Below are 22,561 nucleotides of genomic sequence, written 5' to 3' on the forward strand. Positions count from 1 at the left end.
TCAGCTGAACGCTGGCGCGGGCATGGAAACCTCCCGTCTTATGGGAGATCTATAGTGGCAGGCGCAAGGCGCCTGCCATCACAGCCATTCCGCTCCCGGCCTCAGCCCGGCGCCAGGGGAGCCGACAGCCGCCCGATAGCGCGACACGCTTACTGGCTGACATCTCCTTCCATTGACGAGTCCGTTCAACTGGCGCCAGTTGCTGGGTGGCTGAGCCGTTCGGACAGATAGCTACCCCGATCCTCCAGGAAACCAAGCAATCGCTGCGGATAGTCCACCGCCACCGCCTGCTGGACCGATGGCCGCTGTCGCAGCTGGTAACGCCAGTTTTGAACCTTTTCCAACCCTTCAAACAGGGCTAACGGCAGCACCCTGTCGATGACATCAAAGTAACGGAAAATCGGCCCGTAAACGGCGTCGATGATGTGGAAGATGTCACCGGAGAAAAATGGCGCGGCGACCACTCGGTTGTCCAACTGCTCGAGCTGCCGCCGCAGTTGCTGACGCTGGTGGTTGAAGGCCTGTTCGGTTTTAGCGTTATACAATTGCGCGATATTCTTCAGAATGTCCGAGCCGAATTCGATCCAGGCACGGTGCTCGGCGCGCTCCAGGGCGTCGCTGGGGTGCAGATCTCCCGGAGTGATCTCATTGAGGTACTCGCAGATCACCGCGGACTCGAACAGTGAGCGGTTATCCCCGGTGATCAGAACCGGAACCTTGCCCAGCGGTGAGCGCTGATGGAACCAGTCTGGCTTGTTGGCCAGGTCGATGTCGATGCGCCGGTACGGCAGGTTCTTTTCCAGCAATACAATCACGGAACGCTGCACATAGGGGCAGAGTGGGTGAGTGACCAATTCGAACGTCTGGGGAATCATGCCCGGCCCTCCACTGCATATCGATCCGGCCAGAGCACGGCCGCAAGCGCGAAACGCCCGTCACCCAGGCACGCCTGAACCCCGGCGATGACCGCCAGGAGCAGGGGGTACTCCCAACCGCCACCGGGATTGGTAAACAACCATCCATTGCCCAAGTGGGCCCAGGCCGCTCCCAGCAATACCGGCAGGACCGCCAGTGAGCAATAAGCCGAGAACACCCCCAACAGCAGGCCGGTCCCGGCCAGGACCTCGATGGCAAATACCCAGTAGGCAAGCGCCGGCCATAGGCCCAGGCTGGCGAAAAATTCGGCGGTGCCGCCGAGCGTAAATACCGTCAGTTTCAGATAGAGGCTATGGGCCAGCAAGACAGCGCCCAGCGCCACTCGCAATAAAAAGGCCGCCCAATCGGGATGATGGCGTAAGTTCATCGTTAACACTCCTCGTCGGTGGATAGTGCTACCAGTATCCTTCTTGCATAGTCGTCGTTGAATTCGCAATATTGGCAAGTTTGATTTGCAAAAACGCAATGTATAAAAAGCGGGAGAGGGCTCTTGGACTGGAATGCGCTGAAAGTGTTTATCGCCATTGAACAAAGCGGCTCCCTGGCCGGCGCCGCCAGAGCCCTGGGCGTGAATCATTCCACGATATTCCGGCGGCTTAATGCCTTCGAGGAGAGTTTGGGCGGTCGCCTGTTCGAACGCCTCAATACCGGCTACCGGCTGACGCCGCTCGGTGAAGAGCTGCGGGATATCGCCAATCGAATCGATGGCGCCTTCAACGATATGGAGCGCCGCATCGCCGGGCGTGACGTGCAGTTAAAGGGTAGGGTCAAGATCACCGCGCCGAACAATCTGGCGTATCACTACCTGCCGCGCTATCTGGACCAGTTCCGGCAGACGCATCCCGACATCGAGGTGGAGCTGCTGGTCAGCAACCTGGAGGTGAACATGTCGAGCCGTCAGGCCGATATCGCCGTGCGCGCCATTAGCTCGACCCCGCCGGAACACCTGGTTGGGCGCAAGGTGTGCGACATCGGTTGGAGTCTCTATGCCGGCGCGGCCTATCGCCATCGGTTCGGCCTGCCTGGCAGTATCGAGGATCTGCAGCAACATCGGCTGATTGGTGGCGCCGGTGCCATGCGCCAGCTGCCGGCGTTCTGCTGGCTGGAACGGCATTACCCCGACAACATCGTGGCCCGTTGCGACGATCTGGTGGCGATCTCCTATCTGGCCGAAGCCGGTCAGGGGCTGGCCTTGCTGCCTGACGACCAGCAACGCTCCGGCCTGGAAAAGGTCTTTCCCTTCCCGCCGGGCAAGACCTCCCATCTGTGGTTACTGACCCACCCCGACCTGCGCAAAGTCGAACGCATTCGCCGGGTCATGCAGCACCTGGCCGAGGCGTTTCAGCAGGACGAGCGGCTGTGAAAGCTCGTCGACAGCCTCTGTACTGCGCCCGATAGGGGGCGCGCTCACAGAGCCCGGCGAGAGCCCGCCGTTGTCGGGTGTCGCGGCCCTATCCCGGTGTTATACTCGGCGATTCCACTTTCCAAGCGAGGAGTTAAGCCATGAAATCTGAGCAACAGCGTACCGTCACCACCATGCTGGCCCGGCAGGTGTTTCGTTGGCGTCGCTGGCATTGATTCAGGTTTTTCATCGTTTAACCCTGTCTGCAGAAAGGCGGAATACACATGCTGTTAATGATCGATAACTACGATTCCTTTACCTACAACGTGGTGCAGTACCTGGGCGAACTGGGCGCCGATGTCCGGGTGTACCGCAATGACGAGATCACCATCGAAGAGATCGAGGCGCTGAACCCCGACCAGTTGGTGATCTCGCCGGGCCCCTGCACGCCGAATGAAGCCGGCGTATCGGTGGCGGCGATCGAACACTTTGCCGGCAAGCTGCCGATCTTCGGTATCTGCCTCGGTCACCAGAGCATCGGCCAGGCGTTCGGCGGCGATATCGTGCGCGCCCGCCAGGTGATGCACGGCAAATTGTCGCCGGTCTATCACAACAACAGCGGCGTATTCGAGGGGCTCAGCAATCCGGTCGAGGTGACCCGTTACCACTCACTGGTGATCGACCGCGACAGCCTGCCGGACTGCTTGGAGATCACTGCCTGGACCCAGCACGAGGACGGCTCCATCGACGAGATCATGGGGGTGCGTCACAAGACGCTGGATATCGAAGGCGTGCAGTTCCACCCCGAATCGATCCTCACCCAGCAAGGCCACGATCTGCTGGCCAACTTTCTCAAGCGCCGTGCGCGCGCGGCCTAAGGAGAGCAGCGAGATGAATATTCAACAGGCGATCAGCAAAGTGGTCGACCACCTGGACCTGAGCCGCGACGAGATGACCGATGTGATGCGGCAGATCATGACCGGCCAGTGCACCGATGCCCAGATTGCCGGTTTCCTGATCGCGTTGCGGATGAAGAGCGAATCGATCGACGAGATCACCGGCGCAGCCCAGGTAATGCGCGAACTGGCCACCCCGGTAAATATCGCGGTCGGCCCGCTGGTCGATATTGTCGGTACCGGCGGTGACGGCGCCAGCCTGTTCAACGTTTCCAGCGCCAGCACCTTCGTGGTGGCGGCGGCGGGCGCCAAGGTGGCCAAGCACGGCAACCGGGCGGTGTCCTCCTCCAGCGGCAGTGCCGATCTGCTGGAAGCCTGCGGTGTCGACCTGTCGCTGAGCGGCGACCAGGTGGCGCGCTGCGTCGAGCAGACCGGAGTCGGTTTCATGTTCGCGCCGGGCCATCACAGCGCCATGAAGCACGCCATCGGGCCGCGCCGTGAGCTGGGCCTGCGTACTCTGTTCAACATCCTCGGTCCGCTGACCAACCCGGCCGGCGCCAAGCGGCTGCTGATAGGCGTGTTCGGCGAAACACTCTGCCGGCCGATGGCCGAGGTACTGCGCGAACTGGGCGCCGAGCACGTGATGGTGGTCCACGCCAACGACGGTCTCGACGAGATCAGCCTGGCGACCCGCACCAAGGTGGCCGAGCTGCGTGACGGCGAGATCAGCGAATACAGCCTGTCGCCGGAGGATGTCGGTATCGACAGCCAGAGCCTGATCGGCCTGGAGGTGGATAGCGCCGCGCAGTCACTGCAGTTGATCATGGCGGCATTCAACAACGAAGACAGCGCCGTGGCGCGTAAGGCGCAGAGTGTCATCGCGCTGAACGCCGGCGCGGCGATCTATGTGGCCGGCCTTACCGAGACCCTGAAAGAGGGCGTGGTGCTGGCCCGTCAGCAACTGGAGAACGGCCAGGCGCTGGCCAAGATGGAGCAGCTGGCCGCTTTCAGCCAGCAGCTGGCAACACAGGCGAAGGAGCAGTAATGAACGATACCCCGACCGTTCTGAAGAAGATTCTGGCCCGCAAGGCTGAAGAGGTGGCCGAGCGATCCGCCAAGGTTTCCATCGCCGAGCTGAAAACTCGGATCGCCGCTGCCAAGGGCAGCGCCGCCGATCCGCGCGGCTTCGTCGACAATATGGCACGCGCCATCGCCAAGGGCCGCTCGGCGGTGATCGCGGAAGCCAAGAAGGCCAGCCCGTCCAAGGGGCTGCTGCGTGAGTCGTTCGATCCGGCGCAGATCGCCCGCTCCTATGAGGCCGGTGGCGCCAGCTGCCTGTCGGTGCTGACCGACCGCGATTTCTTCCAGGGGCACGAGGATTACCTGCAGCAGGCGCGAGCCGCCTGTTCGCTGCCGGTGATCCGCAAGGACTTCATCGTCGATCCTTACCAGGTTTACGAGGCACGGGCGATCGGCGCCGACTGTATCCTGCTGATCGTCGCCGCGCTGAGCGATGCCCAGCTGGCCGAGTTGAGCGACCTGGCCCATGAGCTGGGCATGGATGTGCTGGTCGAGGTGCACGGCGCCGACGAACTGGCCCGCGCGCTGCCGCTGAACACCCGGCTGATCGGCATCAACAACCGCAACCTGCACACCTTCGAGGTCTCATTGCAGAACACCTACGACCTGTTGGACAGCATTCCGTCCGACCGGATCGTGGTCACCGAGAGCGGTATTCACAGTCGCACCGATGTGCAGGCGATGCGCGAACACAATGTCCACAGTTTCCTGGTCGGTGAGGCCTTCATGCGGGCCGATGATCCGGGCGCGAAACTGAAAGAGCTGTTTGATTGAGAGATTCTATATATGAACGTTAGTGTGAAGTGGGATGGCGATCTGCGTTTTCAGGGCACCACCGGCTCCGGTTTCAACATCACCATCGACGGTGAACAGAAGCAGGGCGCCCGGCCGCTGGAGATGATGCTGCTCGGGCTGGGCGGCTGCACCAGCTACGACGTGATCAGCATCCTGAAAAAAGCGCGCCAGGACGTGGTCGACTGCGTGGCCGAGATCGACGCCGAGCGGGCCGACACGGTGCCGTCGGTATTCACCAAGATCCACGTCAAGTTCGTGGTCAGTGGCCGCAACTTGAAGGAATCCCACGTCAAGCGTGCGGTACAGCTGTCGGCAGAGGAGTACTGCTCCGCATCGCTGATGCTGGAGAAAGGTGGCGTCGAAATCAGCCACAGCTACGAGATCGTCGAGGTTGAATAAGCCTTCCTCCTGACCGTAGCCGTATTCCGGCACCCGAAAAACCCGCCGATGCCTGCGCATCGGCGGGTTTTTCTTTGCCGCGATGGCGTGGTGTTATTTCTACGTTATTTGTTGGTCCACCGGGTCCTCTGTCGCCGGGAACCAAGCCTGGGCGGGTATACTCAAAAATAGAGAAGGCTGAAAGACGACGGAGGGCGATCATGCGCAGTTTTTCGCTAATCTGTCTGCTGTTAATGTTGGCAGGCTGCGCCAGTCTGGACCGCCAGGCCTGCCTGAGCGGCGACTGGTATTCGATTGGTTTGGCTGACGGTCGTAACGGTTACCCGCTGTCCCGCATCGAAGCGCACGACCAGACCTGTGCCGATTACGGGGTGGTATCGGATTACGAAGCCTACCAGCAGGGACAACAAAAAGGGCTGGAGGAATACTGTACCCCGATGGGCGGTTTCCGCGCCGGCCGTGACGGCTACGAGTATTACGGTCTCTGTGAAGGCGAGGGTGAGCCGGTGTTCCTGGAAGCTTACCAGGCTGGCCGCGAGGCGTACCGCGAGCGTAAGCATCTGGAAAACCTGGAAGACATGTACTATTTCCGTAGCCACGCGTTTCCCTTCCACCACCACCGCCACATCCACCATTTTCACCGCCATTGAACAGGGACCTTCATGGTGAAGTGCTAGCCGCGGCGCTTGGCCGCAGGGCCGCGGCTGTCCGGTTGACTGTTTGCCGGGCGGTTCCGCTTGCCTCGCTCCGAGGTCATATGTAGAATTACGCGTCCTATATTTTCCTCCTTGCTTCCGGCTGCTTGGTAAGTCCGGGGGCTATTAACCCGTAAGGAGCTACAATGCGTCATTACGAAATCGTATTCCTGGTTCACCCGAACCAGAGTGAGCAGGTTCCGGCGATGGTTGAGCGTTACACCTCTCTGATCGAAGGTGCTAACGGCAAGATCCACCGTCTGGAAGACTGGGGTCGTCGTCAGATGGCTTACCCGATCAACAACGCTCACAAAGCACACTACGTGCTGATGAACGTAGAAGCCGACCAGGCAACTATGGACGAGCTGGACAGCATCTTCCGTTACAACGATGCCGTTCTGCGTAACATGGTTATCCGTCGTAAAGAAGCGATCACCGAAATCTCTCCGATCAAGGCAGCTGAGGCGCGTGAAGAGCGCAAAGCTCCGCGTCGCGAAGAAAAGCGTGACGAGCAGCCGAAAGCAGAAGCTCAGCAGGAACAGTCTGCTGAAGCTACTGAAAGCGCCGCTGAGTAATCGATCGATTAATCTGACGAATAACTAGGAGAGACCCCATGGCTCGTTTTTTCCGTCGTCGCAAGTTCTGCCGCTTCACTGCGGAAGGTGTTACTGAGATCGATTACAAAGATCTGGACACCCTGAAAGGCTACATCACTGAAACTGGCAAGATCGTACCGAGCCGTATCACCGGTACTAAAGCACGTTACCAGCGTCAGCTGGCGACTGCGATCAAGCGCGCGCGTTTCGTTGCGCTGCTGCCGTACACCGACGCTCACGACTGATTGAGCGCTACGGACGCCTCGGCGTTCCGTTGCTCCGGTGATGTAGGCTGGGCTGCCGCCTGAAGGTGCAGGCCAGATAAGATTCAGCCCGGTGCTTGGCAGCGCGACTGCCGGGTACCGGACGCGAAAACTGCAAAGTGATTTGCAGATTCAAAGAGGTTTGACGAGATGGAAGTTATCCTGCTCGAAAAAATTGGCAAGCTGGGCAACCTGGGTGACAAGGTTTCCGTTAAAGCTGGCTTCGGCCGCAATTTCCTGATCCCTCAGGGCAAAGCGGTTCCGGCAACTGCCGCGAACGTAGAGAAATTCGAAGCTCGCCGCGCCGAGCTGGAAGCTGCTGCCCTGGAGAAGCTGAACGCTGCTCAGGCACGTGCTGAAGCTCTGGAAGGCAAGGAAGTAACCATCGTTTCCAAAGCTGGCGACGAAGGTAAGCTGTTCGGTTCTATCGGTACTCGCGACATCGCTGACGCTGTTACTGCGGCTGGCAGCGAAGTCTGCAAGTCTGAGGTCCGTCTGCCGGAAGGCGCGCTGCGTAACGTCGGTGAATTCGACGTTTCCCTGCAGCTGCACCCGGAAGTTTCCACAGTTATCAAGGTAACTGTCGTTTCCGAGTAAGCCGCACCGACCGTTTTTGCGGTTGGCGCATAAAAAAGCACTGCGTAGAATACTGCGCAGTGCTTTTTTTATGGTTTTTCCGTGGATGGCGATCATCCGCTTCGCCGACGCCGAGAACCCCCGGTCGCGCCCTTGCCTGGGCACTGGCACCGGCCACCCCGGTTATCCGGCTGTCAGGATTTCGACATTAACAGGCATTTCATTGTTTAACGCGTAAGGCTGAGATGTAGCGATGGAGTACGAGGATACAGAGCAGCAGGAGCTGGCCAATATCAAGGTACCGCCGCACTCTGTGGAGGCGGAGCAGTCGGTACTGGGCGGTTTGATGCTGGACAACAACGCCTGGGATGCGGTCGCCGAGATCGTGATGGAGGAGCAGTTCTACCGTCATGAGCACCGGTTGATCTACCGCACCATGCAGAAGCTGATCAACGCTTCCAACCCGATCGATGTGGTGACCCTGTCCGAAGAGCTGGACCGGATCGCCGAGCTGGACAATGCCGGCGGCATGGAATACCTGGTCGACCTGGCGCAGAATACCCCCAGTGCCTCCAATATCCGGGCCTATGCCGAGATCGTCCGCGAGCGGGCGCTGTTGCGGCAGATGATCCGGGTCGCCAACGAGATTGCCGATAACGCCTTCAACCCGGACGGCCGCGCCGCCGATGACATCCTCAACGAGGCGGAAGGCAAGATTTTCAAGATTGCCGAGGAGCGCCCCAACGAGGGCGGGCTGGAGAATGTCAATCCGTTGCTGAAGGAGGCGGTCGACAAGATCGACTACCTGTTCAACAACGACGAGGAGCTGACCGGTGTTACCACCGGTTTCGACGACCTGGATGACCGTACCGCCGGCATGCAGCCGTCGGACCTGATCATCGTCGCGGCACGACCCTCCATGGGTAAGACCACCTTCGCGATGAACCTGGTGGAAAACGCGCTGATGGGCCAGGACAAGCCGGTGCTGGTGTTCAGTCTTGAAATGCCCTCGGACCAGATCATCACCCGTATGTTGGCGTCGCTCGGCCGGATCAACCAGACCAAGGTACGTACCGGTAAGCTGGATGAGGAGGATTGGCCGAAGCTGACCACCGCGGTCAACATGCTGCGCGACAAGCCGCTGTTCATCGACGATACCGCCGGCCTCAGCCCCAACGAGATGCGTACCCGGGTACGCCGCATCGTCCGTGAGCACGGCCCGATCGGCATGATCATGGTCGACTACCTGCAGCTGATGCAGGTCAAGAACAGCAATATCGAGGGTCGAACCAACGAGATCTCCGAGATCTCCCGCTCCCTGAAGGCGCTGGCCAAGGAGATGGAATGCCCGGTCGTGGCGCTGTCGCAGCTGAACCGTTCCTTGGAGCAGCGTCCCAACAAGCGGCCGGTCAACTCCGACCTGCGTGAATCCGGTGCGATCGAGCAGGACGCCGACGTGATCATGTTCATCTACCGTGATGAGGTCTACAACGAGGATTCGCCCGACAAGGGGATCGCCGAGATCATCATCGGTAAGCAGCGTAACGGTCCGATCGGCAGCATCCGGCTGGCTTTCATCGGCCAGCACAGCCGGTTCGAGAATCTGGCGCCGGGCTCCTACGACGACTACGGCCCGATGGAGTGATGTCGCGCCTTTCGCGCCTTTCGTGGTGTTGTGATCAGGCCGGGTGGCTTCGAGGTTGCCCGGCTTTTTCATATCTGCCGCAACAGTTAAGGAGGGTGGCACCTGTTTTGTGCCCACGCGACGGTTCACAGGTCCAATGCTCCGGCTGCCAGCCCGTCATCTAGCACATAACAAGCACCGGGTATCTGCGGCAACCCCGCCGAGCTTTTTCGTATCTGCGCTAAAAAGCCGCCTTTACATGACAATTGGTTACAACTTCGTTAATCTTGCCCCGAATTTTTTCCCACCTTCTCCGAAAGTCGAAGCCGTCGATAGAACTCCGAGGTAACCGATGAGCGTTTACGAGATCAAGCACCCGCTGGTACGACACAAGATCGGCCTGATGCGCAGAAAAGATATGAGCACCCGCAGCTTCCGCCAGCTGGCGTCCGAGGTTGGTTGCCTGCTGACCTACGAGGCCACCAAGGATCTGGAGCTGGAAACCTATACGGTAGACGGCTGGTGTGGTGAGGTGCCTGCCGAGCGGATCAAGGGCAAGAAGATCACTGTGGTGCCGATCCTGCGGGCCGGTCTGGGGATGCTGGACGGCGTGCTGGAGCTGGTGCCCAGCGCCAAGATTTCGGTGGTTGGTCTGTACCGTGACGAGGAGACCCTGGAGCCGGTGGCGTACTTCGAAAAGCTGGCCAGCGACATCGAAGAGCGGATCTCGCTGATCATCGACCCGATGCTGGCGACCGGCGGCTCGATGATCGCCACCATCGACATGCTGAAGAAAGCCGGCTGCAACTCGATCCGCGCACTGGTGCTGGTGGCGGCGCCGGAGGGGATCGAAGCGGTGCAGAAAGCGCACCCGGATGTCGAGTTGTTCACCGCCTCGATCGACGATCACCTGAACGAGCAGGGCTATATCGTGCCGGGCCTGGGTGATGCCGGCGACAAGATCTTCGGAACCCATTAATAGGGGAGTAACAGAATGAGTGACCTGAATCCGGCCTACGCCGGCGGTTGGCGCACCGCGCTGGCGGGCTCGCAGATGCTGTTCGTGGCGTTCGGCGCGCTGGTGTTGATGCCGCTGCTGACCGGCCTGGACCCGAGCGTGGCGCTGTTTACCGCCGGTATCGGTACCCTGCTGTTCCAGTTCGTGACCAAGCGTTCGGTGCCGATCTTCCTAGCCTCTTCGTTCGTGTTCATCGCCCCGATCGCCTACAGCAGCAAGACCTGGGGCGTCGCTGCCACCATGGGCGCGCTGTTCACGGCCGGTGTCGTCTATATGCTGCTGGCGGCGATCGTCAAGATCAAAGGTTCCGGCTTCCTGCACCGGCTGATGCCGCCGGTGGTCACCGGCCCGGTGATCATGGTGATCGGCCTGGGGCTGGCGCCGATCGCGGTTAACATGGCGATGGGCAAGGCCGGCGACGGCTCTATCCAGCTGTTCCCCTATATGGATTCGATGATCGTGTCGATGTCCGCACTGGTGGCGACCTTGCTGATGGCGACGCTCGGCAAGGGGATCTTCCGGTTGGTGCCGATCCTGGCCGGCGTGCTGGTCGGTTACTTCGTGGCCTCCAGCATGGGAATGGTCGACCTGACCAAGGTGAACGAAGCGCCGCTGCTGGCGGTGCCGAACTTCGTTGCGCCGGAGTTCAACCTGCAGGCGATCATGTTCATGATTCCGGTGGCACTGGCACCGGCTATCGAGCATGTCGGTGATATCCTGGCGATCAGCAACGTCACCGGCAAAGACTACCTGAAGAAGCCGGGCCTGCACCGTACCCTGTTCGGTGACGGTATCGCCACCTCGGCAGCGTCGCTGTTCGGCGGCCCGCCCAACACCACCTACTCCGAGGTGACCGGTGCGGTGATGCTGACCAAGGCGTTTAACCCGGTGGTGATGACCTGGGCGGCGGTGTTCGCCATCCTGCTGGCGTTCGTCGCCAAGTTCGGCATCCTGTTGCAGACCATCCCGGCGCCGGTGATGGGCGGTATCCTGATCCTGCTGTTCGGCTCCATCGCCGGGGTAGGCCTGAACACCCTGATCAAGGCCAAGGTCGATCTGGCGCAGCAGCGCAACCTGGTGATCGTCTCCACCACGCTGGTATTCGGCATCGGCGGCATGGCGATCGGCAACGGCGACCTGAACCTGCAGGGTGTCAGTCTCTGTGGTCTGGTGGCGATCCTGCTGAACCTGATCCTGCCGGCTGCCGGCGAACGTGATGACCTGTCGGAGGAGAAGCAGGTGGTCGACGACCTGGTCGAGCACAGCCGTTGATTCGGTCTGCTTTTAGAATCGAAAAAAGCGCCTTCGGGCGCTTTTTTTGTACGTGTGCGCGATTACGCTAGCCGTCTGTATCATCTATTTAACAGCTGTTAAAAAAAGCGAACACTCAACAACGGGGTGTTAGAATGTTCGTCTGCCTAATAGCGGCCCGGGTGCCCTTTTGGCTGAAAAGGAGCCAGCCCAGATAAAACAATAAAAAAGGAGGGCGGATGGTACGCATCCTTCTGATACTGCTGTTGATGGCGGCGCCCTGGCGAGCGGCCTGGGCGCTGTCCGTTACCTTCATCAATCCCGGCAAGCAGGGTGAGCGCTTCTGGGATATGGTCACCGAGACCATGACCGCCGCCGCGGCCGATTTCGACATCCGGCTGGAAGTGCTCTATGCCGAGCGCAACCGGGTGCGTATGAAGGAGCTGGGGATTGCGGTGACCGAGCGGGCGGAAAAGCCTGACTACCTGCTGCTGGTCAACGAGGAGCAGGCCGCCGAAGAGATTCTGGCGGCGGCGGAGCAGGCCGGCATCCCCAGTCTGATGCTGCTGAGCGACTTTATCGGCGAGCAGCGCCAGCGGATCGGCCAACCGGGCGAGCGCTACCATTATCTGCTGGGCTCGTTGATTCCGGATTACTTCGGCGCCGGTGCGCGCATGATGCGGGCACTGGTCGACTGTGTCCGCCAGCAGGGCGGCGCACCGCCCTACCATCTGCTGGCGTTGGGCGGCGATCAACTTACCCCAGCCTCCATTGACCGCAACCGTGGCGCGCTGGCGGTGCTGGCGGAAAACGTCGATTTCAAGCTGGACCGTTTTCTGTTTGCCCACTGGAATTTTCAGGAAGCGCAGTGGCTGAGCGATCGCTATCTGGCCTGGGCGATGCGTAACGACATCCGGCCGGTCGCGGTCTGGGCCGCCAACGATCCGATCGCCGCCGGTGCGGCGGCAAGCTTCAGGCGCTATGGTCGCAAACCTGGTGAAGACCTCTGCCTGGTTGGCTTGAACTGGTCGCCGGAGGGGGTGGCGGCGGTCCAGCGCGGCGAGCTGTTGCTGACCGATGGCGGCCACTTCCTGGGTGGCGGTTGGGCGATGGTGCTGCTGTACGACCATCACCAGTCGGCTAACGGCGCACCGATCGGCGCGGTGCGTTTTCCGATGCAGGCGATCGACCGGGGCAATATCGCCGACTATCTGCGGCTGTTCGGCGAGCGGCAGTGGGCACGTATCGACTTCCGCCGGTTCTCCCGTACCCTGAACCCCGCCGAGCAAGGCTACCAATTCACCCTCGACAACCTGATGCGGCACGCGCACTGATGGATATGTTGCAGAAGTTACGTTCGGTCCAGTTCAAGTTTTTCCTGACCCTGCTGCTCGGCACGCTGCTGGCGTTGGTATTGGCCTACCTGTACAGCTCACAGCGTGCCCAGTTACAGTTCGAGCAGCAGCTGGAGGATAAGCAGCGCGCCCTGCGCAGCTACGCCTCGTTGCTGGCGGAGCCGGTCTGGAACTTCAACGAGATGGCGATCAGCAACATCCAGCGTTCGCTGATGCAGGATCAGGATATTCTGCGGGTTCAGGTGCACGACGAGGGCGGCCACCTGATTGCCGAGCTACGCTCCGACCTGTTCGACGATCAGCCGATCGCGTTCAATATCGAAGAGCCGATTATCTACTCCAACGCCCATATCACCCAGCGGGCCGGCACCTTCTCGGTGACGGTCGGCAAGGCGTCGTTGAATGGGCAGGTGCGCAATCAGATCAGCGAGTTGATGCTGATGCTCGGTCTGCTGATCCTGGTGCTGGCGTTGTCGGTCTGGTGGTTGCACAGCCGGATGATCGGCGCGCCGTTGCGGCTGCTGATGGAAGCGATCGGTCGTTCGGGCAATGGTCGCGAGTTCGCCCAGGTGGATCAGATCGCCGATGACGAGTTCGGCGAGATCTTCAGTGCCTTCAACCAGATGCAGACCGCTATCGCCGACAAGCACCAGGCGCTGGCCGCCAGCGAGCGCCGCTTCCGCACGCTCTATCACTCTACGCCGGCGCTGTTGTTCAGTATGGCCCGCGACGGCAGCGTGCAGCACGCCAGTGAATATTGCCTCAGCTACCTGGGGCTGGAAGGGGTGGAGTTGCGTGGCCGCAGGCTGGAGCAGCTGTTCGACAACGATGATCCGGCCGATCTGCAGCAGATGCAGACCCAGCTGTGGCGGCAGGGGCGGGTGCGTGGTTGGGCGGTGACCATCCGCGGCGAGCGCAACGAGCCACTGGAGCTGTTGCTTGATGCGGTTTGCGATCCCCAAGCGCCGGAACTGGGGGCACTGGCGGTGATGTCCGATATCACCAGTCTGAAACGGGCGCACCGGCTGATCGACCATCAGGCGAATTACGACGAGCTGACCGAGCTGCCCAACCGCACCATGTTCCGCAAGACTCTGCAGCGGGAGCTGAATCGCCAGGCCCATGACCAGGGGATGCTGGCGGTACTCTATATCGACCTGGACCACTTCAAGTGCGTCAACGATACCTTCGGCCACGCCACCGGTGATCAGCTGCTGCAGGTGGCCGCCCGTCGGTTGCAGTCGGTGGTGCGGCCGCGCGATCTGGTGGCCCGGTTGGGCGGTGACGAGTTCGCGATGGTGTTGTCCGGACTGGACGATCCCGGTTATGCCGAACAGGTCGCCAGTCGGATCCTGACCCGGCTGACCACCCCTTACCACCTGCAGGACAGCGAGATCTACGTGTCCGGTTCGGTCGGCATCGCCATGTTCCCGACCGATGCCGAATGCCCGGAAGCGCTGCTGCAGAAGGCGGATATCGCCATGTATCGGGCCAAGCAGGAGGGCCGTAACCGGTTTGGCCTGTTCCTGCCGGAACACCACCAGGCCGCTCAGGAGCGGCTGCAGATGGAAGCGGTATTGCGCCGGGCGCTGGATGAGCAGCTGTTCGAGCTGCACTACCAACCGATCGTCGAGCTGGCCAGTGGTCGGCTGGTGGGGGCCGAGGCGCTGATCCGGCTCAATCATCCGCAGTTGGGGCTGGTGTCGCCGGCCCAGTTCATCCCGCTGGCCGAAGAGAGCGGGTTGATCGTGCCGATCGGCAACTGGGTGTTGCAGCAGGCGTTGGCGCAGCTGACGCAGTGGCGCGATCGGGTCGGCGACGCGTTCTACCTGTCGGTCAACGTCTCCAGTCGGCAGTTCCAGTCGTCCCAGTTCCTGCGCACCGTCGAGCAGACGCTGGCACGCTATAAACTGGAACCGTCGCGGCTGATGGTCGAGATCACCGAGAGCCTGCTGATGCAGGACAGCGACAGCAACGAGCGGGTGATGGAGCGGCTCAGTCGGATGGGGTGCCGGATCGCCATCGACGACTTCGGTACCGGCTATTCGGCACTCAGCTATCTGCAGAAGTTTCCGCTCAGCACTTTGAAGATCGATCGCTCGTTCATCCATGACTGCGTCGAGTGCGAGGTCCATCGCGGGCTGGTCGAGGCGATCGTGGCGATGGGGCGTAGCCTCAAGCTGACGGTGATCATCGAGGGGATCGAGAACGATCGGCAACTGGTACTGCTGAACCGGATGCAGTGCCAGCTGGGGCAGGGCTACCATTTTTCGCGGCCGCTGGATGCGCAGGCCTTTGCTGAGCGCTATCTGGCCGTGCCGGTGGTGTGAGGGCGCCCTGAGGCTGTCGTTATGTGGCGGCTTTGTTACACTGCTGTCTTTCTCCGGCAGATGAAAATAATAATGAAGTATGTGCTGCGTACAGCTTGGCTGCTCGGCTGGCTGCTGCTGGCAACCGGTCAGTCGGCCCAGGCGGAGAACCGGCTGCTGTCGCTTGGTACCGGTGGCGTGACCGGCGTCTACTATCCGGCGGGCGGGGCGATCTGCCGGTTGGTCAACCTGACCCGTCAGCAGCACGGTATCCGCTGCGCCGTGGAGAGCACCCGTGGCTCGGTGGCCAACCTGGAGCGGGTGCGCAGTGGCGAGCTGGACCTCGGTATCGCCGAATCCTACTGGCTGTTTCACGCCTACCACGGTAGCGAACGTTTTCAGCCCGCCGGCAGCGACACCAAGCTGCGTACCCTGCTGACCCTCTATCCCGAATATTTCACCCTGCTGGCCCGGTCCGATTCGGCCATCCGCAGCTTCGACGACCTGCGTGGCAAAAGGGTCAGCATCGGCAAGCCCGGTTCCGGCCAGCGCGCCACGCTGGAAACCCTGCTACGCAAAAAGGGCTGGCGACTGGCGGATTTCTCCGAGGCATTGGAGTTGGAGCCGGCCGAGCAGGCCAGTGCGCTCTGCGATGGCCGTATCGACGTGATGATCTACACCGTTGGCCACCCCAGCGGCGCCACCAAGGAGGCAACCCGCGAGTGCGGTAGCCGGCTGGTGGAGGTGGCGGATGACGACGTGGCGGCGGTGGTGGAGCAGAATCCCTACTACCGCTGGGTAAGCATTCCCGGCGGTCTCTACGATGGCAACCCGCAGGATACCCGTACCTTCGGCATGAGTGCGGTGTTCTTCGCCAGCAGCGAGCTGCCCGAGCCGGCCGCTTATGCGATCGTCAAGGCGGTGTTCGAGCAGTTCGACCGCTTCCGGCGGCTGCATCCCGCGTTCGCCCGGCTGGAGCCCGGTCATATGGTGAAGGGGCCCTACGCGGCGCCGCTGCACCCCGGCGCCGAACGCTACTTCCGCGAATCCGGTTTGCTTAATTAGCTGAAATGACTGAAGTCACCGTGCCGGTCAGTCTTTCAGCATCAGCGGCAGGTCCAACTGGAAGTGGGCGCCATGCTCGCTGGCCAGGCAGCGCAGTTCGCCCTGCAGTAGCTGGCTGACCAGGTTGTAGCTGATATGCATCCCCAGGCCGCTGCAGCCCTGGTGGCGCTTGGTGGTGACGAACGGCTCGAACACCTTGTGTTGCCACCCGTCCGGTAGGCCGACCCCATCGTCGCGGTAATCGATCCGCAGACGGTCGCCCTGGCACTGCAGCTTGATCCGGATGGTGCCGCCGGTGCGACCCTCGAAGCCGTGGATCAGCGAGTTGAGAATCAGGTTGGTGAAGATCTGGTAGTAGCTGCCCGGGTAGCTGTCGATCTCCAGCTCGGCCGGGCCGTCGATCTCGATCCGCGGATTGCACTGCTTCAAGCGTGGTTTCAATGACAGCAGAATCTCATCCAGGTATTCGACCAGGTCGAAGCGGCGGCGCTGCTCGCTGGACTGGTCCACCGACACCTGCTTGAAGGCGCTGACCAGCTGGGCGGCCCGTTCCAGGTTCTGGCAGATCAACCGGCTACTCTCCAGTGCGGCTTCCGCCAGCGGTCCGTCTGGATGCTGCTCGACCTGCTGCTGCAGGTAAGAGGCGGCGGTAAAACCGATACCGATCGGGGTGTTGATCTCGTGGGCCACCCCGGCAACCAGGCCGCCCAACGCCGCCATCTTCTCCGATTCCACCAGTTGCTGCTGGGTGCGGCGCAATTCGTCCAGGGTGCTGCGCAGCTCGTGGTTGGTCTGCGCCAGCTCCCGGGTGCGCTCCTCCACCCGTTGTTCCAGTTCGGCGTTCAGCCGGGCCAGCGCCTGCTCGGCCTGTTCGCGCTTGCGCATGTCTTGCAGCATCGATTCACGCATGCCGTTCATCGCATCGACCACCTGGCTCAGTTCGTCGTCCCGGTGGTGGGCGCTGCGCTTCAGGTTCAGCGGGGTGCCGAGCCGGTCCAGCTTAAGGCGCCGGGCGTAGCTGGCCATGGTGCCTAGGTGTTGGGTCACCAGCCGATAGAAGATGGTCAGGATAAACGCGGATACCAGGAAGGTCTTGATCCCCTGCGACAGCAGGATCACCAGCACCCGGTCTTCCAGCCGCTGGTAGATCTCGTCGAGCGAGATAATCAGTTTCAGGGTGCCGAGCGGAAAACGACGGCCATCCTCGGCGCGGTGCTCCAGCGGATAGCTGCGGCTGACGGTGGCGTCCGTGTTCGGCAGGTTGCCGGCGGCGAACAGTTCGCCGAACTGGGTGCTGATCTCCAGGTAGCGCACGTCCGGCAATTGGTGCAGGCCGTTCAGCTGGATCTGTACCTGCTCCGGACTGATTTCCCACAGGCTGTTGGCCAGGCTGTCCAGTGAGCTGGCCTCGATCTGGCGCAGTCGCTCGTCGATCGACGACAGTTCGTAGCGGTAGTCCAGATAAAGCTGGCTGCCGGTGGCGATCAGGGTGATCAGCGAGCTGCACAACAGGATCGCCGCCAGCAGGCGGACACCGAGGGGATTCTGTTGCCAGTATTGCTTGAGGCGCGGGATCAGGGGCATGGCGGTACTGTTCGATTCGGGTCGGCTCATGGTAACGGCATTGACAGTTCGGGGCTATGCGGTCGCGCCGGCGGCGGGGCGGATTTTTATCCGGTTGGCACGGCAGGAGGTCTTATTGGCATGGCAGGCGGTCTGGTTGGTCGGCGTATCGCCGTATGCTTGGCCGATCTCATCACAGGGAATCCAGGTGAGTGAGCAGGCCGGCAGCCTTTCGGTCTTGGCCACAGCAGATCTGTGGCAAGTTCGACAGGCAGCCCCTGCACCGGGTATCCGGTACCGGCAGTGCCGGGCCGAATAGAAGACTTCACAAACTGCCGCCCTGAGCGGTGGATAACAATAAGAAGGACTCCCATGTCTCTGAAGAACAAACTCGCATCCACTCTTCTCTCTTCCTCCGTGGCTCTGGCTGCCGGTTTCGGCGCTTCCGCCGCCAGCGCCGAGCAGACCTACGTAACCATCGGTACCGGCGGTCAGACCGGCGTGTACTACGTGGTCGGCCAGTCGATCTGCCGCCTGGTCAATCGTGGCACGGAAGAACACAACCTGAAGTGCACCGCACCGTCCACCGGTGGTTCCGTGGTCAACATCAACGCCATCCGTGAAGGCCAGCAGGATATGGGTATGGCCCAGTCCGATTGGCAGTACTACGCGATGAAGGGCACCAAGCATGACTCCTTCAAGGCGGCCGGTCCGTTCAAGGAACTGCGTGCGCTGTTCGCGGTACACAACGAGCCGTTCACCGTGGTGGCCCGCGCCGATTCCGGTATCGAGACGTTCGACGACCTGGTAGGCAAGCGCGTCAACCTGCAGAACCCGGGTTCCGGTACGCGTGGCACCATGGAACTGATCATGGCTGAGAAGGGCTGGGACAAGGGCACCTTCAAACTGGCCGCCGAGCTGAAAGCCTCCGAGCAGGCCCAGGCACTGTGCGACAACAAGATCGACGCAATGCTGTACTCCGTCGGTCACCCGAGCGGCGCGATCAAGGAAGCGACCACGTCCTGTGACTCCAAGGTGATTCCGGTTACCGGTCCGGTAATCGACAAGCTGATCAACAGCAACGATTTCTACGCTCAGGCGACCATCCCGGCTGGCCTGTACCGTGGCACCGACAAAGATGTCACTACCTTCGGTAACGCGGCCACCATGGTAGCCTCTGCCAACGTGGACGAAGAAACCGTTTACCAGGTGGTGAAAGCGGTATTCGACAACTTCGATCGCTTCAAGCGCCTGCACCCGGCCTTTGCGCACCTGGACCCGCAGCAGATGATCTCCGGCGGCCTGTCCGCTCCGCTGCATGACGGCGCCGTGCGTTACTACAAGGAGCGCGGCTGGCTGTAAGCCGCTTCGTTCTGCCTGAGATAGCAGTCGCGCCGGCAGGCCGGCTGCAATCGGACAGCGAGAGGGCCCTCGGGCCCTCTCTGCAGTATGTGCTGGCGACGCGAAGCGGCTCATGCCGCTATGCCGGGCTGTTTGCATGGTTTTTTGCAGAACCGCTTCGCGTCGGCACCCGATACCGAGCTTTCTGACCGGGGCCTGATATGACGACAAACACGCGTACCGACCAGACTTCAATCGACGAACAAGAGTTGCAGGCGATGGTGGCCGCCGCCGATACCGGCGCCCGCATCCCGGAAGGCTGGCAGGGCAAGACCCTGTTGGCGGCAGCACTGATCTGGTCGCTGTTTCAGCTATGGATAGCCTCACCACTGCCGTTCTATGACTGGCCGATCATCGGCAGTTTCGGCATCTTCAACGACACCGAGGTGCGTGCCATCCACCTTGGCTTCGCGGTATTCCTGGCGTTTACCGCTTATCCTGCATTCGGCGGCTCGCCGCGTCACCATATCCCGGTGAGCGACATCGTGCTGTCGCTGGCAGCAGCGTTCTGTGCCTCCTATCTGTTCGTATTCTACCATCAGCTGGTGACCCGTCCTGGCCTGCCCAACACCCTGGATATCGTTTCCTCGGTGGCTGGTCTGGTGCTGCTGCTGGAAGCGACTCGCCGCACGCTGGGGCCGCCGTTGATGATCGTTGCCATCGTGTTCCTGGTATACAGCGTGGCCGGGCCCTACATGCCCGAGATCATCGCCCATAAGGGCGTCGGTCTGGCCGAGCTGATCAACCACCAGTGGCTGACCACCGAAGGGGTGTTCGGTATCGCGTTGGGGGTATCGTCAGGTTTCGTGTTCCTGTTCGTGTTGTTCGGTGCGCTGCTCGATAAAGCCGGCGCCGGCAACTACTTCATCCAGGTGGCGTTCTCGCTGCTCGGTCATATGCGCGGCGGTCCGGCCAAGGCGGCGGTGGTCTCCTCCGGCCTGACCGGACTGATCTCCGGTTCGTCGATCGCTAACGTGGTGACCACCGGCACGTTTACCATCCCGATGATGAAGCGGGTCGGCTTCAGCGCCGAGAAAGCCGGTGCCGTGGAAGTGGCTTCGTCGGTCAACGGCCAGATCATGCCGCCGGTGATGGGGGCGGCGGCGTTCCTGATGGTCGAGTATGTCGGCATCTCCTATTTCGAGGTGATTACCCACGCCTTCCTGCCGGCGGTGATCTCCTACCTGGCACTGATCTATATCGTCCACCTGGAAGCCCTCAAGCAGCATATGCAGGGGCTGCCGCGTCGCGGGGCGATCAAGCCCTGGCAGTTGCGCCTGCTCGGCCTGCTGACCGGCTTCCTGGTGACCGGTGTGCTGGCTGGCGCGGTCTACTTCGGTATCGGCTGGATCAAGCCGCTGTTCGGCGACTACGCCTCGCTGGTGATCGCCCTGCTGCTGGCGGCGGTTTATCTGCTGCTGGTGCGCTACGCGGCCCAGCAGCCGGACTTGACGCTGGACGACCCGAACGCGCCTATGGCTCAGTTGCCGGCGGTGGGGCCGACCGTCAAGTCCGGCCTGCACTTCCTGCTGCCGGTGGTGGTGCTGGTCTGGTGCCTGATGGTGGAGCGGCTGTCGCCGGGGCTGTCGGCGTTCTGGGCCACGGTGTTGATGATCGTGATCCTGGTGACCCAGCGTCCGCTGATCAGCTATTTCCGTAACGAAAGCAACCCGCTGGCCAAATTGAAGCAGGGCGTTGCAGAGCTGGTCGATGGCCTGATCGTTGGCGCCCGCAACATGATCGGCATCGGTATCGCCACCGCCACCGCCGGTATCATTGTCGGTGCGGTGTCGCAGACCGGGGTTGGCTCGGTACTGGCCGACCTGGTCGAGCTGCTGTCGATGGGCAACCTGCTGCTGATGCTGGTGCTGACCGCCGTGCTGAGCCTGATCCTCGGTATGGGGCTGCCGACCACCGCCAACTACATCGTGGTTTCCTCTTTGCTGGCACCGGTGGTGATCTCACTGGGCCAGGAGTCCGGCCTGATCGTACCGCTGATCGCGGTGCATCTGTTCGTGTTCTACTTCGGGATTATGGCCGATGTGACACCGCCGGTCGGGCTCGCCTCTTTTGCCGCAGCGGCGGTATCCGGCGGCGATCCGATCCGCACCGGCTTCCAGGCGTTCGCCTACAGCCTGCGGACCGCCGCGCTGCCGTTCCTGTTCATCTTCAACACCGACCTGCTGCTGGTCGATGTCGGCTGGGCGCAGGGCATTCAGGTGTTCATCGTGGCAACGGTTGCGATGCTGGTGTTTACCGCCGCCACCCAGGGCTACTTCTTTGCCCGCAGCCGCTGGTATGAGAGCGCACTGTTGCTGCTGATCGCCTTCTCGCTGTTCCGGCCGGGCTTCTGGATGGACCGTATCGTGGCGCCGTACCAGCAGGTCGAACCGCAGGTGCTGGTGCAGGCGGCCGACTCGCTTGAGGCGGGTACCGAATTGCGGTTGTGGGTCGACGGCCAGGATGCGGTCGGCAATCCGCGCTCATTCCTGGCGCTGCTGTCGCTGGGCGAAGGTGAGTCCGGTGCCGAGCGGCTGGCGGCCACCGGTGTCGAGCTGCTGCAACAGGGTGAGCGCACCATCGTCGACTACGTGGCGTTCGATAGCGCCGCCGAGAAGGCCGGTTTGCAGTTCGACCAACGGGTGACTGCTATCGAGGTGCCGCAGTCTCAGCCGGCCAAGGAGCTGATCTACCTGCCGACCCTGTTGTTGCTGGTGATGCTGGCGCTGGCGCAACGTCGTCGCAAGCGTCAGCAGCTAGAGACCGCGCCGGTCACCGCTGCCGGCTGAACCCAATGGCCGCCGGGCTGTTCCCGGCGGCCTGCTGAATCCGACCATGGAGTCAAAGAGCATGTTCAAGAAAGTGCTGGTCCCGATCGATCTGCAAGAACCGGAGTTCAGCCAGCGGGCGCTGCAGCTGGCGCTGCGTGAAGTACGCGACAGCGATGGTGAGCTGCATATCATCACCGTGGTGCCGGGCTTCGGTAACTCTTTCGTCGCCTCCTATTTCAGCGAGAAGGATCATCAGGCGGCGGTTAACGATGTCGCTCGTAAACTCAAGGCTTTCGCGGCCGAGCAGGTGCCGGCGGAGATCCCGCGCACCCTGCGGGTATACGAGGGCTCGCCGGCGGAAGCGGTAACCCGCTATATCCGCAAGCAGGGGATCGATCTGGTGATCATGACCGCCCACCACCGCAATGTGGTTGACGAGTTCCTGCTCGGCTCGGTGTCGGCACGGGTGGTCGAGCGGGCGAGCTGCTCGGTGCTGGTGATCAAGGATTGATCGGCGCTGAGTGAAAAAGTGGTGCTGTGGAGAAAAGCGCAATTTTTTCGTAGCTTTCCGCAACTTTTTTATAAAACAACAGCATAGAGTTCTACCGCCTGCAACTAGCATCAGG

22 protein-coding genes are annotated in these 22,561 nt (G+C 61.5%); 18 read left to right on the forward strand and 4 right to left on the reverse strand.

The features are described from left to right. Nucleotides 1-185: 185 nt before the first annotated feature. A complete protein-coding gene (locus K6T12_RS07230; RefSeq protein ID WP_222220943.1) occupies nt 186-875 on the reverse strand; it encodes a glutathione S-transferase family protein in 690 nt (229 codons plus the stop codon). Continuing rightward, the gene (locus K6T12_RS07235) at nt 872-1,303 is read right to left on the reverse strand and encodes a DoxX family protein (protein ID WP_222220945.1); all 432 of its coding nucleotides are present in this window, start codon (nt 1,301-1,303) and stop codon (nt 872-874) included. The genes K6T12_RS07230 and K6T12_RS07235 overlap by 4 nt, the downstream gene beginning before the upstream one ends. 123 nt (nt 1,304-1,426) lie before the next feature. On the opposite strand from K6T12_RS07235, the gene K6T12_RS07240 reads away from it, so the two are divergent. The 15 genes from K6T12_RS07240 (at nt 1,427) to K6T12_RS07310 (ending at nt 16,200) form a co-directional block, all read left to right on the forward strand. Then, nucleotides 1,427-2,299, forward strand: a complete 873-nt coding sequence (locus K6T12_RS07240) for a LysR family transcriptional regulator (protein WP_222220947.1) — start codon at nt 1,427-1,429, stop codon at nt 2,297-2,299. Between the two features lie 263 nt (nt 2,300-2,562). Beyond that, the gene (locus K6T12_RS07245) at nt 2,563-3,156 is read left to right on the forward strand and encodes an aminodeoxychorismate/anthranilate synthase component II (RefSeq protein WP_222220949.1); all 594 of its coding nucleotides are present in this window, start codon (nt 2,563-2,565) and stop codon (nt 3,154-3,156) included. A 13-nt stretch (nt 3,157-3,169) separates the two neighbouring features. Continuing rightward, nucleotides 3,170-4,219, forward strand: a complete 1,050-nt coding sequence (trpD, locus tag K6T12_RS07250) for an anthranilate phosphoribosyltransferase (RefSeq protein ID WP_222220951.1) — start codon at nt 3,170-3,172, stop codon at nt 4,217-4,219. Then, the gene (gene trpC / locus K6T12_RS07255; protein ID WP_222220953.1) at nt 4,219-5,028 is read left to right on the forward strand and encodes an indole-3-glycerol phosphate synthase TrpC; all 810 of its coding nucleotides are present in this window, start codon (nt 4,219-4,221) and stop codon (nt 5,026-5,028) included. The genes trpD and trpC overlap by 1 nt, the downstream gene beginning before the upstream one ends. A gap of 12 nt (nt 5,029-5,040) precedes the next feature. After that, a complete protein-coding gene (locus K6T12_RS07260) occupies nt 5,041-5,448 on the forward strand; it encodes an OsmC family protein (RefSeq protein WP_222220955.1) in 408 nt (135 codons plus the stop codon). Between the two features lie 200 nt (nt 5,449-5,648). Further along, nucleotides 5,649-6,098 carry a DUF2799 domain-containing protein gene (locus K6T12_RS07265; protein ID WP_222220956.1) on the forward strand — a complete coding sequence of 150 codons (450 nt, stop codon included), beginning with the start codon at nt 5,649-5,651 and terminating at the stop codon, nt 6,096-6,098. A gap of 191 nt (nt 6,099-6,289) precedes the next feature. Next, complete coding sequence (gene rpsF, locus K6T12_RS07270; protein ID WP_222220958.1) at nt 6,290-6,718, forward strand: 30S ribosomal protein S6; 429 nt, start codon at nt 6,290-6,292, stop codon at nt 6,716-6,718. A gap of 38 nt (nt 6,719-6,756) precedes the next feature. Continuing rightward, nucleotides 6,757-6,984, forward strand: coding sequence for a 30S ribosomal protein S18 (gene rpsR / locus K6T12_RS07275; protein WP_222220960.1), 228 nt, complete (start codon nt 6,757-6,759; stop codon nt 6,982-6,984). A 168-nt stretch (nt 6,985-7,152) separates the two neighbouring features. After that, entirely contained in the window at nt 7,153-7,599 is a 447-nt protein-coding gene (gene rplI, locus K6T12_RS07280) for a 50S ribosomal protein L9 (protein ID WP_222220962.1), read from the forward strand. 232 nt (nt 7,600-7,831) lie between these two features. Then, on the forward strand, nt 7,832-9,223 hold the full coding sequence (gene dnaB / locus K6T12_RS07285) for a replicative DNA helicase (RefSeq protein ID WP_222220964.1): 1,392 nt from the start codon (nt 7,832-7,834) through the stop codon (nt 9,221-9,223). 331 nt (nt 9,224-9,554) lie between these two features. Continuing rightward, a complete protein-coding gene (upp, locus tag K6T12_RS07290; RefSeq protein WP_222220966.1) occupies nt 9,555-10,181 on the forward strand; it encodes a uracil phosphoribosyltransferase in 627 nt (208 codons plus the stop codon). A gap of 15 nt (nt 10,182-10,196) precedes the next feature. Continuing rightward, nucleotides 10,197-11,492: a uracil-xanthine permease family protein gene (locus K6T12_RS07295; protein ID WP_222220967.1), complete on the forward strand. Its 1,296-nt coding sequence runs from the start codon at nt 10,197-10,199 to the stop codon at nt 11,490-11,492. Nucleotides 11,493-11,710: 218 nt separating this feature from the next. Next, entirely contained in the window at nt 11,711-12,805 is a 1,095-nt protein-coding gene (locus tag K6T12_RS07300) for an ABC transporter substrate-binding protein (RefSeq protein WP_222220969.1), read from the forward strand. Nucleotides 12,806-12,810: 5 nt separating this feature from the next. Continuing rightward, complete coding sequence (locus K6T12_RS07305; RefSeq protein WP_222220971.1) at nt 12,811-15,156, forward strand: putative bifunctional diguanylate cyclase/phosphodiesterase; 2,346 nt, start codon at nt 12,811-12,813, stop codon at nt 15,154-15,156. A 72-nt stretch (nt 15,157-15,228) separates the two neighbouring features. Beyond that, complete coding sequence (locus tag K6T12_RS07310) at nt 15,229-16,200, forward strand: TAXI family TRAP transporter solute-binding subunit (protein ID WP_222220973.1); 972 nt, start codon at nt 15,229-15,231, stop codon at nt 16,198-16,200. 27 nt (nt 16,201-16,227) lie between these two features. Here K6T12_RS07310 and K6T12_RS07315 read toward each other — a convergent pair whose 3' ends face one another. Next, the gene (locus K6T12_RS07315; RefSeq protein ID WP_222220975.1) at nt 16,228-17,784 is read right to left on the reverse strand and encodes a sensor histidine kinase; all 1,557 of its coding nucleotides are present in this window, start codon (nt 17,782-17,784) and stop codon (nt 16,228-16,230) included. Between the two features lie 54 nt (nt 17,785-17,838). Further along, the gene (locus K6T12_RS07320) at nt 17,839-18,009 is read right to left on the reverse strand and encodes a hypothetical protein (protein ID WP_222220977.1); all 171 of its coding nucleotides are present in this window, start codon (nt 18,007-18,009) and stop codon (nt 17,839-17,841) included. A gap of 126 nt (nt 18,010-18,135) precedes the next feature. Here K6T12_RS07320 and K6T12_RS07325 point away from each other — a divergent pair, with 126 nt between their 5' ends. The 3 genes from K6T12_RS07325 to K6T12_RS07335 all read left to right on the forward strand — a co-directional run bounded on the left by K6T12_RS07325 (nt 18,136) and on the right by K6T12_RS07335 (nt 22,446). After that, nucleotides 18,136-19,125, forward strand: coding sequence for a TAXI family TRAP transporter solute-binding subunit (locus K6T12_RS07325; protein ID WP_222220979.1), 990 nt, complete (start codon nt 18,136-18,138; stop codon nt 19,123-19,125). Nucleotides 19,126-19,325: 200 nt separating this feature from the next. Beyond that, complete coding sequence (locus tag K6T12_RS07330; protein WP_222220981.1) at nt 19,326-21,953, forward strand: TRAP transporter permease; 2,628 nt, start codon at nt 19,326-19,328, stop codon at nt 21,951-21,953. A gap of 61 nt (nt 21,954-22,014) precedes the next feature. Beyond that, nucleotides 22,015-22,446: a universal stress protein gene (locus K6T12_RS07335; RefSeq protein WP_222220982.1), complete on the forward strand. Its 432-nt coding sequence runs from the start codon at nt 22,015-22,017 to the stop codon at nt 22,444-22,446. Nucleotides 22,447-22,561 lie beyond the last annotated feature (115 nt).

The sequence above is a fragment of the Marinobacterium arenosum genome (assembly GCF_019795155.1).
Classification (GTDB): domain Bacteria; phylum Pseudomonadota; class Gammaproteobacteria; order Pseudomonadales; family Balneatricaceae; genus Marinobacterium_C; species Marinobacterium_C arenosum.

What these genes read in the sequence shown, in the direction of transcription:
- K6T12_RS07305 (WP_222220971.1), top strand. Translation starts at nt 12,811, where the DNA reads ATGTTGCAGAAGTTACGTTCGGTCCAGTTCAAGTTTTTCCTGACCCTG.
- K6T12_RS07260 (WP_222220955.1), top strand. Translation starts at nt 5,041, where the DNA reads ATGAACGTTAGTGTGAAGTGGGATGGCGATCTGCGTTTTCAGGGCACC.
- K6T12_RS07325 (WP_222220979.1), top strand. Translation starts at nt 18,136, where the DNA reads ATGTCTCTGAAGAACAAACTCGCATCCACTCTTCTCTCTTCCTCCGTG.
- K6T12_RS07300 (WP_222220969.1), top strand. Translation starts at nt 11,711, where the DNA reads ATGGTACGCATCCTTCTGATACTGCTGTTGATGGCGGCGCCCTGGCGA.
- trpC (WP_222220953.1), top strand. Translation starts at nt 4,219, where the DNA reads ATGAACGATACCCCGACCGTTCTGAAGAAGATTCTGGCCCGCAAGGCT.
- K6T12_RS07230 (WP_222220943.1), bottom strand. Translation starts at nt 875, where the DNA reads ATGATTCCCCAGACGTTCGAATTGGTCACTCACCCACTCTGCCCCTAT.
- trpD (WP_222220951.1), top strand. Translation starts at nt 3,170, where the DNA reads ATGAATATTCAACAGGCGATCAGCAAAGTGGTCGACCACCTGGACCTG.
- K6T12_RS07245 (WP_222220949.1), top strand. Translation starts at nt 2,563, where the DNA reads ATGCTGTTAATGATCGATAACTACGATTCCTTTACCTACAACGTGGTG.
- K6T12_RS07295 (WP_222220967.1), top strand. Translation starts at nt 10,197, where the DNA reads ATGAGTGACCTGAATCCGGCCTACGCCGGCGGTTGGCGCACCGCGCTG.
- dnaB (WP_222220964.1), top strand. Translation starts at nt 7,832, where the DNA reads ATGGAGTACGAGGATACAGAGCAGCAGGAGCTGGCCAATATCAAGGTA.
- K6T12_RS07315 (WP_222220975.1), bottom strand. Translation starts at nt 17,784, where the DNA reads ATGCCCCTGATCCCGCGCCTCAAGCAATACTGGCAACAGAATCCCCTC.
- rpsR (WP_222220960.1), top strand. Translation starts at nt 6,757, where the DNA reads ATGGCTCGTTTTTTCCGTCGTCGCAAGTTCTGCCGCTTCACTGCGGAA.
- upp (WP_222220966.1), top strand. Translation starts at nt 9,555, where the DNA reads ATGAGCGTTTACGAGATCAAGCACCCGCTGGTACGACACAAGATCGGC.
- K6T12_RS07235 (WP_222220945.1), bottom strand. Translation starts at nt 1,303, where the DNA reads ATGAACTTACGCCATCATCCCGATTGGGCGGCCTTTTTATTGCGAGTG.
- rplI (WP_222220962.1), top strand. Translation starts at nt 7,153, where the DNA reads ATGGAAGTTATCCTGCTCGAAAAAATTGGCAAGCTGGGCAACCTGGGT.
- K6T12_RS07265 (WP_222220956.1), top strand. Translation starts at nt 5,649, where the DNA reads ATGCGCAGTTTTTCGCTAATCTGTCTGCTGTTAATGTTGGCAGGCTGC.
- K6T12_RS07330 (WP_222220981.1), top strand. Translation starts at nt 19,326, where the DNA reads ATGACGACAAACACGCGTACCGACCAGACTTCAATCGACGAACAAGAG.
- rpsF (WP_222220958.1), top strand. Translation starts at nt 6,290, where the DNA reads ATGCGTCATTACGAAATCGTATTCCTGGTTCACCCGAACCAGAGTGAG.
- K6T12_RS07310 (WP_222220973.1), top strand. Translation starts at nt 15,229, where the DNA reads ATGAAGTATGTGCTGCGTACAGCTTGGCTGCTCGGCTGGCTGCTGCTG.
- K6T12_RS07335 (WP_222220982.1), top strand. Translation starts at nt 22,015, where the DNA reads ATGTTCAAGAAAGTGCTGGTCCCGATCGATCTGCAAGAACCGGAGTTC.